The following is a 12,388-nucleotide window of genomic DNA, read 5'->3' on the forward strand; positions in this document are numbered from 1 at the left end:
GGCCCCGGTGTCGCGGGCGAAGTCCTCGCGCCGGTCGGCGGCGAGCCGTCCGGCGACGGCGAACGCGGCGATGCCGGGCACGTCCAGCGTGCCGGAGCGCACATGGCGCTCCTGTCCGCCGCCGTGCAGCACGGGCACGGGGGTGTGCTCGCGGCCCAGCAGCAGCGCGCCGACACCGGCCGGGCCGCCGATCTTGTGCGCGCTGACGGTCATCGCGGCGAGCCCGGAGGCGGCGAAGTCCACGTCGAGCTGCCCGAACGCCTGGACCGCGTCGGCGTGCATCGGCACGTCGAACTCGCGGGCGACCGCGGCCAGTTCGCGGACCGGCTGGACGGTGCCGATCTCGTTGTTGGCCCACATGACGGTGATCAGCGCGAGGTCGTCGGGGTCGCGCAGGACCGCCTCGCGCAGGGCGTCGGGGTGGACGCGCCCGTACCGGTCGACGGGGAGGTATTCGACGCGCGCGCCCTCGTGGGTGGCCAGCCAGTCCACGGCGTCGAGCACGGCGTGGTGCTCGACGGGGCTGGCCAGGACGCGGGTGCGGCGGGGGTCGGCGTCGCGGCGGGCCCAGTACAGGCCCTTGACCGCGAGGTTGTCGGCCTCCGTGCCGCCGGAGGTGAAGACCACCTCGCTGGGGCGGGCGCCGAGGGCCTCGGCGAGGGATTCGCGGGACTCCTCGACGGTGCGGCGGGCCCGGCGTCCGGCGGCGTGGAGTGAGGACGCGTTGCCGGTGACGGCGAGCTGCGCGGTCATCGCCGCGATCGCCTCCGGAAGCATCGGCGTGGTCGCGGCGTGGTCGAGGTAAGCCATGGTGGGCCCGATTCTACGAGCCCGTGGCGGGGCGTACGCCGGGCGCACCGGGTCCTGCCCCCCGCGCACCGCCCGCGGCGGCCCCGGTCAGCCGCCGAACCCCCAGGACACCAGGCCGTTTCCGGTGACCAGGACGGCGAGGACGACCAGGTCGGCGACGCCGAGGGCGAGGCCGAGCAGGGCGCGTCCGCGCCGCGTGGTGGACCGGGCGAGGGCGAGGAGCGCCATCACGATGGCCGCCGGGCCGAGCAGAATGTTCATCACCAGCAGCCCGACGAGGCCCAGTACGAACGAGGCGACGGCGAGCCCGTCGGCGTCCCGCCGGACGGCCGGGGACGCGGCGCTCACCGGGAGCGCTCCGTCCGCTCGCGGACCGCGAAGACGAGCAGCCAGCAGCCGATGAGGGCGCCGAGGACGAGGGAGAGCGGAAGGGGGATCTGGGCCACCGCGCCCAGCACGATCCCCATCAGAAGCAGGGCGGCGACGAGGACGATCATGTTCGGCCTTTCCGTGTGCCGGCGGACTCGGGTACGGACGTCCGGTCGCTCCGGTTCGGGCGCCCGGACGTTCAGAGCACGAGTGTTCACTGACTTCTCAGTCTAAACCTGTGCGGCACTTCCCCGCTTCGGAGAACAGTTGTTTACTGAATGGCATGAGTCACACCGCCGGCCTGCGCCGGAGCCAGAAGCTGAGAACGCGCCGGGCCCTGCTGGACGCCGCCCTGGAGCTGCTGGAGGAGCGGAGCCTGGGCGGTCTGGGCCTGCGCGAGGTGACCCGGGCGGCGGGCATCGCGCCCACGGCGTTCTACCGGCACTTCGAGAGCGTCCCCGCGCTCGGCGTGGCCCTGGTCGAGGAGACGCTGGGCAGCCTGCACGGCATGATCGGCGCGATCCTGGCCGAGACGGGCGACCGCGAGGCCCGCCTGGACCGCACGGTGGAGCTGATACGGCGTCATGTGCGGGAGCAGCCCGCGCACTTCCGCTTCATCGCGCGGGAGCGGCACGGCGGGGTCGGCCCGGTCCGGGAGGCGATCGCGGCGCAGTTGCGGCTGTTCGCCGAGGAGGTGGCGGCGGCCCTCGCGCGGGAGCCCGAGTCCGGGGGCTGGGCGCCGGAGGACCTGTCGATGCTGGGCGGGCTCTATGTGGACCACATGGTGATCACCGCGTCGGCCCTGCTGGACGCGGGTCCGGCGGGCGACGAGGAAGTCGCCCGGACGGCGGGGCGGCGGTTCCGGCTGATCGCCCTCGGCGCCCTGCACTGGCTCGACGAGCCGGCCCGGGGCGCCTGAGGGCGCCGGGTCAGGCGCGCGGGGCGCGGGCCAGCTGGCGGGACTGGGCGACGAGGCGGTCGGCGCTGTCCCAGACGTCGGCGTCCTCCTCCAGGAAGCCGCCCGCGAGGTTGCGGGTGGTGATGGAGACGCGGAGCGGGCCGGGGGCCGGGCGGCAGCGGATGTGGGTGGTCAGCTCGATGGTCGGGGTCCAGCCCTTGAGCCCCAGCTCGAACGAGGTCGGCGGCAGCGCGTCCACCGTGAGCAGCAGGGAGAACGGGTCGGGGTCGCGGCCGTCGGCCAGCCCGAACCAGCCGCGCATCTCGCCCTTGCCGGAGGGCTGCCCGACGGCCCAGCCGATGGTGGCGGGGTCGAGCTTGATGTCCAGGCGTTCGGTGATGGCGGAGCTGCCGGGGATGGGCGCGGGGCCGTCGCTCGGGCCGAGGCAGTGTTCGCGGGGCGGGATGGCCGGCGGCTTGGCCGCGGTGCGGACGTCGTCGGTCAGCGCGTCCAGGTCGCCGTAGGTGGCGAGGACACGGATGCGCTCGACCTCGGTGCCGTCCTCGGCGTACTGGAAGAGGGACGCCTGGCCGGTGGAGAGGGTGCGCCCGGTGCGGACGGTCTGGGTGCGGATGACCGCCGGGCCGGGCACGGAGGCGGTGAGGTAGTGCGCGGAGACCGAGAACGGGTCCGGGTGGGGCAGGGCCTGGCCGAGGGCCCGGCCGAGCATCGCCAGCAGGTAGCCGCCGTTGACCGCGTGGATGATCGTCCAGCCGGCCGACAGCTCCGCGTCGTAGACGCCCTCTTCGCGCAGGGTGACCGCGGTGTCCCGGTCGAACTCGCTGTCCCCGATGGTTGCCTGTGCCATGGAGGCACCGTACACCGATTGTATTACTGAGCGGTAGCTTTTTCCCGGGCTCTATCAGCCGCCTTCCCGGGGGCCGCTCCCCCGCCCCCGCACCCCTTATGCCTCGTCCGCCCGTGCCGAACGCCGGTTGTAGGCGCGCGGGGCCCGCCAGTGGAAGCGGAGCGCGAGCAGCCGCAGGACGAACGCCGCGATCACCGCCACGCCGCTGGTCAGGGCGTTCAGCGCGTCGAAGCGGATGCAGAGCACGATCACGGTGGACCCGACGATGGCGGGTACCGCGTACAGGTCCCGGTCCCAGCGCAGCAGCGACGGCACCTCGTTGGCCAGCACGTCGCGCAGCACACCGCCGCCGACCGCCGTGGCCAGCCCCAGCGCGGCCGACGCGGTGAGGCCGAGCCCGTACTCGTACGCCTTGACCGTGCCGGTGACGCAGAACAGCCCGAGCCCGGCCGCGTCGAAGACGTTGACCCCGGCCTGGATGCGCTCCACGTGCGGGTGGAGGAAGAAGACCAGGACGGCGGCGAGCAGCGGGGTGGTGAAGTAGCCCAGGTCCGTGAAGGCCGCCGGGGGCACCGCGCCGATGATCAGGTCGCGGAAGAGCCCTCCGCCCAGCGCGGTCACCTCGGCGAGGACCGCGATGCCGAAGACATCGAAGTTCTTGCGTACGGCGAGCAGGGCGCCCGAGATCGCGAAGACGAAGATTCCGACGATGTCGAGCGCGTGCTGGACGGAGGGGGTGAACAGTTCGTTGAGCACCGGGCAATTGTGCCCGTACTACTCCTTCGTGCCGTCCGCGGGCGATGCCGGGCCGTTCTCCGGGGAATCCGGCGCGGCGGGCGCCTCCGCACCTGCCACCGGGCCGTCGTCCTCCGGGTGGTGGCAGGCCACCTGGTGCCCGGTCCTGAGCGCGAGCAGCGGCGGGTCCTGCGTCTTGCAGACCTCCGTGGCCTTCCAGCACCGGGTGTGGAACCGGCAGCCGGAGGGCGGCGAGATCGGCGAGGGCACGTCGCCCTTGAGGAGGATGCGCTCGCTCTTGGCGCCCCGCCGGCGCGGGTCCGGCACCGGCACCGCCGACATCAGGGCCTTGGTGTACGGGTGCATCGGCGCCGAGTACAGGGACTTGCGGTCGGCCAGCTCGACGATCTTGCCCAGGTACATCACCGCGATCCGGTCCGAGACGTGCCGGATCACCGAGAGGTCGTGCGCGATGATCACATAGGTGAGGCCCAGCTCGTCCTGGAGGTCGTCCAGCAGGTTGACCACCTGGGCCTGGATCGACACGTCCAGCGCGGAGACCGGCTCGTCGGCGACGACCAGCTTGGGGCGCAGGGCCAGCGCGCGGGCGATGCCGATGCGCTGGCGCTGCCCGCCGGAGAACTCGTGCGGGTAGCGGTTGTAGTGCTCGGGGCTCAGCCCGACCAGCGACAGCAGCTCCTGCACGTGGTTCTTGAGGCCGCCCTCGGGCTCGACGCCCTGGAGCCGGAACGGGGCGCTGACGATCGTGCCGATGGTGTGGCGCGGGTTCAGCGACGAGTAGGGATCCTGGAAGATCATCTGGACGTCGCGGCGCATCGGCCGCAGCTGCGCCATCGACTTGTGGGTGATGTCGTTGCCGTCGAACTCGATCCGGCCGCCGGTCGGCTCGATCAGCCGGGTGATGAGCCGGCCCATGGTCGACTTGCCGCAGCCGGACTCGCCGACGACGCCCAGGGTCTCCCCCGGATACACCTCGAAGTCGATGCCGTCGACGGCCTTGACCGCGCCGGACTGCCGGCGCAGCAGGCCCTTGCGGATCGGGAAGTGCTTGACCAGGCCCTCGACCCTGAGCAGCGGCTCGCGCGAGTCGGTGGCCTGCGCCGGGATCTTCGCGTCCTTGTCCAGCACCGGGGCGTCCTTCTTCTCGCTCATGCCGCTCGCCTCACTCGCCTCGCTCACAGCTTCGGCGCAATCTCTTCGGTCCAGATCCGGGTCCGCTCCTCCGGTGCCATGTGGCAGGCGGAGAAGTGGCCGTCGCCGATCTGCTCCAGCTCGGGGCGCGTCGTGCGGGTGAGGTTGTCCTTGGGGATGTCCGCGTACGGGCAGCGCGGGTTGAAGGCGCAGCCGCCGGGGATGTTGATCAGCGACGGGGGCTGGCCCTTGACCGGGGTCAGCCGCTCGGTCTCCTCGCGGTCGATGCGCGGCATGGAGGTGAGCAGGCCCCAGGTGTACGGGTGCTGGGGCTGGTAGAAGATCTGCTCGGCCGGGCCGCGCTCCACGCACCGGCCGCCGTACATCACCAGCAGGTCGTCGGCCATCTCGGCGACGACGCCCAGGTCGTGCGTGATCATGATGACGGCGGAGCCGAACTCCTTCTGCAGGTCCCGGATCAGGTCCAGGATCTGTGCCTGGACGGTCACGTCCAGGGCGGTGGTCGGCTCGTCGGCGATGAGCAGTTCCGGGTTGTTGACCAGGGCCATCGCGATCATCGCGCGCTGGCGCATACCGCCGGAGAACTCGTGCGGATAGGCGTCCACCCGCTTGTGCGGCTCGGGGATGCCGACCCGGTCCAGCATCTCGACGGCGCGGGCGCGGGCCGTCTTCCGGTTCACCTTGTGGTGGACCCGGTATGCCTCCACGATCTGCGCGCCGACCGTGTAGTAGGGGTGCATCGCGGAGAGCGGGTCCTGGAAGATCATGGCCATCTTGCGGCCGCGCAGCTCGCGCACCCGGCTGTCGGTGGCGCCGAGCAGTTCCTCGCCGTCCAGCAGGACCTCGCCGGAGATGCGGGCGTTGGCGGCGGTGCGGTGCAGGCCCAGGATGCCGAGCGAGGTGACGGACTTGCCGGAGCCGGACTCGCCGACGATGCCGAGGGTCTTGCCCGGCTTCACGTCGAAGCTGACCCCGTCCACCGACTTGACCAGGCCGTCGTCGGTCTGGAAGTGGATGCGCAGGTCCTTCACGGAGAGGAAGGGCTCGTCGCCGGAGGGCCGGCCGGCCGCCGGACCGCCCGGCGTCCCGGTCTTGGAAACGTCGGTCACGAGAGCCTCACCCTGGGGTCGATGGCGGCGTACACCAGATCCACCAGCAGATTGCAGATGACGATGAAGAAGGCGGCGACGAGGGTCACGCCCATGACGACGGGCAGGTCGTTGTTGCGGACCCCGTCGATGGCGTAGAAGCCCATCCCCTGGAAGGAGAAGACCTGTTCGGTGATGACGGCGCCGCCGACCAGCAGGCCGAAGTCCATGCCGAAGATGGTCACGATCGGGGTGAGCGCGGCCCGCAGTCCGTGCTTGCCGATGACCCGGCTCTCGCGCAGGCCCTTGGCGCGGGCGGTGCGGATGTAGTCCTCGCCCATCGTCTCCAGCATCCCGGCCCGGGTGATGCGGGCGTAGAGCGCGGAGTAGAGGAAGGCGAGCGAGCACCACGGGATGAGCAGGTTCCACGCCCAGTCCAGCGGACTCTCGGTGAACGGGACGAAGTTGATGCTCTCCCACATCGGCCACTGGACGGTGAACAGGCCCAGGGCGAGCATGCCGGTGAAGAAGATCGGCAGCGAGACGCCGGCCAGCGCGACGCCCATGAAGAAGCGGTCCAGGAGCGAGCCCCGCTTGAGCGCGGAGACGACGCCGATGGCCACACCGCTCAGCAGCCAGATCGCGGCCGCGCCGATGGCCAGCGAGAAGGTGACCGGGATGCGCTCGGTCATCTGCGGCCAGACCTCGACGTGGTTCTTGAAGGAGAACCCGAAGCAGGGGGCGTTGCAGTGGGTGACCTCGGGGCCGAACGTGTAGTCGGCGCCGACGACGAGCTGCTTGATGAGGTGCCAGTACTGCGCGTAGAGCGGCTGGTCGAGCCCCAGGTTCTCCTTGACCGCGGCGATGGACGACGGGTTGGCGTCCTTGCCCACGTACTGGGCCGCCAGCTGGTCCATCGTCTGCCCGGCGAGCCTGGGGACGAGGAAGAAGATCGAGAAGGTGACTGCGCTGACGATCAACAGCAGCAGTATCGCGCCGAAGACGCGTCGGATGATGTACGCAGCCACAGCTGTCCGGCGCCGGCGTCCGCCCGCCGGGGATGACCCGGCCCGGCCGACACCGTGCCTTCACCTGCCTTTCAGGATTTCCGGGGTCCGGGGGTGTGTCCTCCGGGGGCCGGGCGCGGCCCCCGGAGGACGGTCCGTTCCTACTTGGCGGAGCCCATCAGCACGTAGTCGTACATGCCGAGGTATGCCTGGGTGACCGTGACGTTCGTCGCGGAGACCGGGCGCAGCAGCAGGTTCTTGCGGTAGATCAGCGGCACCACGCTGGCGTTCTCGGCGACGGCCTTGTCGACTTCGCCCCACGTCTTGGCGCGGGCGGCGTCGTCGGTGTTGGCGATGCCCTCGTTGAGCATCTTGTTGATCGTCGGGTCGTCCAGTTCCTGGACGTTGTTGCCACCGGACGGCTTGATGGCCGAGCCGTTGATGATCTGGTCCAGGAAGCCGAAGCCGGTCGGCCAGTCGGCACCCCAGGCGCTCATGATCATGCCGAGCTTGTTGGAGTGGACGTAGCTCGGGTTGCCCGCGAAGTTCGAGAAGTACTTACCGGCCGGGTAGCTCTTGATCTCGGCGTTGACGCCGATCTTCTTGAGCGAGGCCTGCACCGCGGTGACCATGGCCATCTCGGCGGGGCGGTCGGAACGGGCCGAGATCTTGGTGTCGAAGCCGTTCGGGTGGCCGCACTGCTTCAGCTCGTCCTTGGCCTTCGCCTCGTCGCCCTTGTGGCCGGCGGACTCGTACAGGTCGAACTTGGTGTAGCCGTTGACGGTCGGGGGCAGCAGCGTTGTGGCGACGTCGCCCTTCGGGTCACCGCCCTGCGCGGCCTGGACGGACGCCTTGTCGATGCCCCACTGGACGGCCTTGCGGCAGTGGATGTTGTCGAACGGCTTCACGTTGACGTTCAGACCGATGTACGAGGTGGCGCCCGCGTACGAGTTGTCGGTCTGCTTCTTCAGGTTCGGCTTGGTCAGCACGTCCGGCTGGGTCGCGGGGGCGACACCGGTGCCGGCACCGTCGACGGTGATGTTGTCGGCGATCAGGTTGCTGTCGACCGTCTCCTGCTTCACCTTGAAGCGGACCGTCACCTTGTTCGGCAGGGCCGGACGGATCGGGTCCGTCTTCGGGTCCCACTGGTCGTTGCGCACGAGGGTCGCGCCGCGGCCCTCCTCGTACGACTCGAACTTGTACGGGCCCGAGGAGACGATGTTCTTCACGTAGTCGGCGCCCTTGTCCTTCGCGGCGGGCACGGGGGCCGTCTGCGAGAAGGTCGCCAGGTAGTCGAAGTCCGCGAAGGCGTCCTTCAGCTTGAAGACGATCGTGTGGTCGTCCGGCGTCTCGATGGAGGCGATGCCGTCCGGGTTCTTGTCCTTGTACGGGCCCTTGTACTTGTCGCCGCCGACGAGGTGGGCCTTGAAGTACGTCGGGCCGTTGGACAGGGCCTCCGGCGCGAAGTTGGACCGCTCGATGGCGTACTTGACGTCCTTCGAGGTGATCGGCGAGCCGTCCTCGAACTTGAGGCCCTTCTTCAGGGTGTACGTCCAGGTCTTCGCGTCCGCGCTCGGCTTGCCGAGGCTCTCCGCGAGGTCCGGGACGATCTCCAGGCCCTCCTTGCCGGCGGCCGGCTTGAAGGTCGTCAGGGTGCGGCCGTACAGACGGGCGAAGTTCTGCACCCAGCCGTAGTACGTGTTGCCGGGGTCCAGCGAGTCGGGCTCGTCGGACATCTCCAGCTTGAGGGTGCCGCCCTTCTCGGTCGACTTGTTGACGATCGACGTCAGCGCGGCGTCGGTGGTCCCCGAGCCGCCCTTGCCGCTCTTGGAGCCGCCGTCGTCGTCCGAGGAGCCGCTGCACGCGGACGCTCCCAGCGCCAGGGCCACAGCCGTGGCGACCACCACTGTCAGTTTTCTGGTCTTCACCTGAAGGACATTCCCCTCGATCGATCGATGGTTGCCGTGGCTTGCCGCCCACCGCGGTGGCGGGCGCCCGGACTTCTACTTGCTACGGGGGTCGAGCGCGTCGCGCAGCCCGTCACCCAGCAGGTTGAACGCCAGGACCGTGACGAAGATGGCCACGCCCGGCACGATCATGTACAGCGGGTCGTTCCGGTAGAACTGGATCGCGTTGGTGAGCATCCCGCCCCAGGAGGACTGCGGCGGCGCGATGCCGACCCCGAGGTAGCTCAGCCCGGCCTCGAAGAGGATGTTCGAGGGGATGAGCAGGGTGGAGTAGACGAGGATGGGCGCCACCAGGTTCGGCAGCAGTTCCCGGAAGAGGATGAACGGGCCGCGGGCGCCCAGGGACCGGGCGGCTTCCACGAATTCGCGATTGCGCAGGGTCATCGTCTGGGCCCGCACGATGCGGCCCATGTACGGCCAGCTGAAGAAGCCGATCACGAAGATGAGCACCGCGATGCGCAGCGGCAGCCCTTCCAGGCCGAACGCCCCGTCCTGCAGCGCGGCCGAGATGGAGATCGCGAAGAGCAGCAGCGGGAAGGCCAGGAAGGTGTCCATCGTGCGGCTGATGAGGGTGTCCACCCAGCCGCCGTAGAAGCCGGCGATGACGCCGAGGACGACGCCGATCACCACGGAGAGCAGGGTCGCACCGACCGCGACGACCATGGAGACCCAGGAGCCCTCGATGATGCGGGTCAGGATGTCGCGGCCGTACTGCGGTTCGACGCCCAGCGGATGGCTCCAGCTGATGCCGCCCCAGTCGCCCTTGGGCGCGAGCAGCGCGGGGTCGATGAGGTCCTGGTGGAACTCGTTGGGGTCCAGGCCGAAGACGGCCTGGATGGGCCGCGACAGCGCGGCGAGCAGGATCAGCAGGATGACAACGATGCCGCCCGCCACCGCGACCTTGTCGCGCTTGAACCGCGTCCAGGCGATGCGTCCGAGTGAACGGCCCTCGATCTGGCTCTGCTTGACTCCCGTGAGTACAGCCTCCGGCTGCGCTTCGGCAGCCGATCCGGTGGTCTCGATCGGTGCGGTCACAGTGCCCTTGACCCTCCCGCCGGCGGTGGCCGGCCCTTGCTCGCCGCGGTGACGGCCTGGCGCGTGTCCCAGCCGCGGCGTCGGGTGCGGCTGAAATGTTCGGTGCGGCGGACGCGTCGAGGTGTCCGCGGGATGTCCTCGGGTACAACCCCCGTACACCGGCGGACGCTCCTGGCCGGGAGTCTTCAATGCGGCCGTGATCACCCGCCAGACCTCACGGGGAATGTTTGCTCAACCGTGATGCGGTCCGCGAGCTTCCGTTATCCGGACAGCCCGGCCGCATGAGCGGACCACTCGGCCGCTAATCCACCAGAACGGACAAGGGGCTCAACTGCGGCCATGGCATGGCGATTTGGGTGGTCACCGAACATGACTTGTCCGGCCGCGGGACAGTTTGTCCCCGTGCGGCCGGGCGGAGGAAGGGGCCGGGCGGGCGTCTCAGCAGGCGTGCGGGAGCCCGGCGGGCGTGCGGGGGCTCAGTACGCGTGCGGAGCGGCGCCCGGCGTGCGGGGATAGCCGTAACCGGGTGCCGCGTGCGCCTCGCGGTCGTAGAAGGGCCGGGCGTTGGCGCGCAGCCACATGGCGACCGGGTCGTACTCGTCGGACATGGCGACCGTGGAGACGGGCAGCCCCTCGGGGACGGCGCCGACCGACTGCCGCATCATGGCCCGCACCGCCTCGACGGACGGTCCGCTGGTGTCGTACAGGTCGAGGCCGACGGCGAGATAGGGGACGCCGAGCGCGGGCTGCACCCAGGCGCGGCGCAGCGAGCGGATCGCCGGGGTGTGGTGGGCGTTCTGCGCGAGCTGGGCGTAGAACTGGGGCAGCTCGACGGCGGGTTCGCTGATCCGCAGCGGTCCGGCGGGCATCCGGTCGAGGCCGGTGGCGATGCGGCGCAGGTCCAGCCAGGGGATGCCGACGCCGCCGCCCGGGGCGTGCGGATTGAGCCAGACGCCCCAGCGGTCGGGGAAGAGGGCGCGGGCGATGTCGAGACCGGTGACGACCTCGTGGTCGCGGTTCCAGCCGCTGGCGGCCAGCTCCTGCGGGGAGGTGACGCACGGGGCGTAGCCGAGGCCGTCCACCTCCATGTTGCCGTACTGGGCGTCGGGGGCGCCGGGACGGCCGTGCCACAGGAGCATCCAGACCCGGCCGGCCGCCAGGGCCCGGAGCAGCGCCTCGTACGCGTCGTAGCGTCCGGGCGCGACGTGGCGCAGTGTGTGCTCGATCTGCCCGGCCGCCGCGGTGCCTGACGCACTCACCCTGGTCCCGCCCCTCGTAGATCCTCTGTTCCGGCCCGCCGTGCCGGGGCATTCGGTACGGCGCGGTGCCGAGCCACCGGGGATCGGCCTTCGGCCATCAAACCAGCTTATGCCGCCTTGACGTCACCGGCTTGACGGCACGGCCGCCCCCGTCATCCGGGGAGGGAGCCGGGCCCCTGCTCCCCGGCGCGCGTGTAGAAGGGCCGCACCCGCTCGCGCATCCACTCGGCGACCGGGTCCTGCCCGGCCGCGTCGAGCAGCACGAGGTTGACCGGCCAGGGCACCTGGACCCGGCCCAGCGCCCGGCCCAGGGCGTCCATGGAGGTGCCGTGTCCGGCGTTCTCCCAGGCGGCGGACTCGACGCCGACGAACAGGACGGGGTCGCCGCCCTCGATGCTCGCCAGGGCCCGGCGGGCGGTCAGGACGACGCCGCTCTCCTGGAACTCGCCGGCCGCGGCGGCCAGGAAGTCGACCGGCTCCTCCTTCCAGTCCGGCTCGTACAGCCGGACCCGCCCACCGGTGGCCGGGCCGTCGAGCGGCGTGCGGCCGGCCCGGCACAGCTCGGCGACGGCGGCGGGGGGCAGCGGCATGCCGACGGCGCCGCCCGGGTTGACGGCGATGCCGAGCTGCGGGGGCAGTCCGCGGGCGAACTCGCGGGCCGGGGCGACCGTGAAGGACAGGTGGGCGCCGACGCAGGTGAGGAACTGGTGCTCGGAGCTGAACACGGGGACGTAGGCGCCGCCGTCGATCTCCAGCGTGGGCAGGTCGAGGTCGCGGGAGTCGGCCCCGCCGCCGTTGGGCAGGGGCACCCAGACCTGGCTGCGGCCGAGCACTTCGAGCAGGCGGCCGCCCGCCTCCGGGACGCCGAGCGAGGCGCCCAGCACCTCTTCGAGTTCATTGGCCGGCCAGCCGCCCTGCGGCCGACTCCCGGCCTGTGCCGGAAAGTCCACTGTTTCCCTCTCACCCCGATGCCGTGCAGCACGAGGGTACGGCCTGGCTCCGACACCGCCACCCCTCGGGCGGTCTGTCCGCACTCCGGACAGGCGGTTACCGGTCCTCACCCTGTGCGTCTGCGAACACGATCCGGGTCAGCGCGCCGGCCGCCGCGCGGTCCAGCAGCACCGCCGACGCGCAGCCGCGCGGCAGCAGCCCGGCCTCGGTGTCGCGCAGGAGCCGCCC

13 protein-coding genes and 1 pseudogene are annotated in these 12,388 nt (G+C 71.0%); 1 reads left to right on the forward strand and 13 read right to left on the reverse strand.

Translation table 11 applies throughout. The features are described from left to right. From MHW47_RS23335 to MHW47_RS23345, 3 genes are all read right to left on the reverse strand, one after another. Nucleotides 1–810: cysteine desulfurase family protein (locus tag MHW47_RS23335; protein ID WP_239225736.1), on the reverse strand; the 810-nt coding region annotated here is incomplete at its 3' end. A gap of 87 nt (nt 811–897) precedes the next feature. Continuing rightward, on the reverse strand, nt 898–1,158 hold the full coding sequence (locus MHW47_RS23340) for a DUF4190 domain-containing protein (protein WP_239225737.1): 261 nt from the start codon (nt 1,156–1,158) through the stop codon (nt 898–900). Beyond that, entirely contained in the window at nt 1,155–1,307 is a 153-nt protein-coding gene (locus tag MHW47_RS23345; RefSeq protein WP_239225738.1) for a hypothetical protein, read from the reverse strand. Before MHW47_RS23345 ends, MHW47_RS23340 begins: the two co-directional genes overlap by 4 nt. A 155-nt stretch (nt 1,308–1,462) precedes the next feature. On the opposite strand from MHW47_RS23345, the gene MHW47_RS23350 reads away from it, so the two are divergent. Next, on the forward strand, nt 1,463–2,098 hold the full coding sequence (locus MHW47_RS23350; RefSeq protein ID WP_239225739.1) for a TetR family transcriptional regulator: 636 nt from the start codon (nt 1,463–1,465) through the stop codon (nt 2,096–2,098). A gap of 10 nt (nt 2,099–2,108) precedes the next feature. Here the strand turns inward: MHW47_RS23350 and MHW47_RS23355 are convergent, their stop codons facing one another. The 10 genes and pseudogenes from MHW47_RS23355 to MHW47_RS23400 all read right to left on the reverse strand — a co-directional run. Next, complete coding sequence (locus MHW47_RS23355; RefSeq protein WP_239225740.1) at nt 2,109–2,945, reverse strand: thioesterase family protein; 837 nt, start codon at nt 2,943–2,945, stop codon at nt 2,109–2,111. 96 nt (nt 2,946–3,041) lie between these two features. Then, on the reverse strand, nt 3,042–3,701 hold the full coding sequence (locus tag MHW47_RS23360; RefSeq protein WP_239225741.1) for a trimeric intracellular cation channel family protein: 660 nt from the start codon (nt 3,699–3,701) through the stop codon (nt 3,042–3,044). An 18-nt stretch (nt 3,702–3,719) separates the two neighbouring features. Beyond that, complete coding sequence (locus tag MHW47_RS23365) at nt 3,720–4,853, reverse strand: ABC transporter ATP-binding protein (protein WP_239225742.1); 1,134 nt, start codon at nt 4,851–4,853, stop codon at nt 3,720–3,722. Between the two features lie 23 nt (nt 4,854–4,876). Then, the gene (locus MHW47_RS23370) at nt 4,877–5,962 is read right to left on the reverse strand and encodes an ABC transporter ATP-binding protein (RefSeq protein ID WP_239225743.1); all 1,086 of its coding nucleotides are present in this window, start codon (nt 5,960–5,962) and stop codon (nt 4,877–4,879) included. Continuing rightward, complete coding sequence (locus MHW47_RS23375; RefSeq protein WP_239225744.1) at nt 5,959–6,969, reverse strand: ABC transporter permease; 1,011 nt, start codon at nt 6,967–6,969, stop codon at nt 5,959–5,961. The genes MHW47_RS23370 and MHW47_RS23375 overlap by 4 nt, the downstream gene beginning before the upstream one ends. A 140-nt stretch (nt 6,970–7,109) precedes the next feature. Further along, nucleotides 7,110–8,876 carry an ABC transporter substrate-binding protein gene (locus MHW47_RS23380; RefSeq protein ID WP_239225745.1) on the reverse strand — a complete coding sequence of 589 codons (1,767 nt, stop codon included), beginning with the start codon at nt 8,874–8,876 and terminating at the stop codon, nt 7,110–7,112. A gap of 75 nt (nt 8,877–8,951) precedes the next feature. Continuing rightward, the gene (locus MHW47_RS23385) at nt 8,952–9,950 is read right to left on the reverse strand and encodes an ABC transporter permease (RefSeq protein ID WP_239225746.1); all 999 of its coding nucleotides are present in this window, start codon (nt 9,948–9,950) and stop codon (nt 8,952–8,954) included. A 476-nt stretch (nt 9,951–10,426) separates the two neighbouring features. Further along, entirely contained in the window at nt 10,427–11,209 is a 783-nt protein-coding gene (locus tag MHW47_RS23390; RefSeq protein WP_239225747.1) for an enhanced serine sensitivity protein SseB C-terminal domain-containing protein, read from the reverse strand. A gap of 152 nt (nt 11,210–11,361) precedes the next feature. Beyond that, the gene (locus MHW47_RS23395; protein ID WP_239225748.1) at nt 11,362–12,159 is read right to left on the reverse strand and encodes an enhanced serine sensitivity protein SseB; all 798 of its coding nucleotides are present in this window, start codon (nt 12,157–12,159) and stop codon (nt 11,362–11,364) included. Between the two features lie 97 nt (nt 12,160–12,256). Further along, nucleotides 12,257–12,388 (reverse strand): annotated as a pseudogene (locus MHW47_RS23400) (ATP-binding protein); the annotation flags it as partial.

The organism is Streptomyces sp. OfavH-34-F (assembly GCF_022347745.1).
Classification (GTDB): Bacteria; Actinomycetota; Actinomycetes; order Streptomycetales; family Streptomycetaceae; genus Streptomyces.

Excerpts from the sequence above, each read along its gene's own strand:
- MHW47_RS23345 (WP_239225738.1), bottom strand. The coding sequence starts at position 1,307 with ATGATCGTCCTCGTCGCCGCCCTGCTTCTGATGGGGATCGTGCTGGGC.
- MHW47_RS23350 (WP_239225739.1), top strand. The coding sequence starts at position 1,463 with ATGAGTCACACCGCCGGCCTGCGCCGGAGCCAGAAGCTGAGAACGCGC.
- MHW47_RS23355 (WP_239225740.1), bottom strand. The coding sequence starts at position 2,945 with ATGGCACAGGCAACCATCGGGGACAGCGAGTTCGACCGGGACACCGCG.
- MHW47_RS23365 (WP_239225742.1), bottom strand. The coding sequence starts at position 4,853 with ATGAGCGAGAAGAAGGACGCCCCGGTGCTGGACAAGGACGCGAAGATC.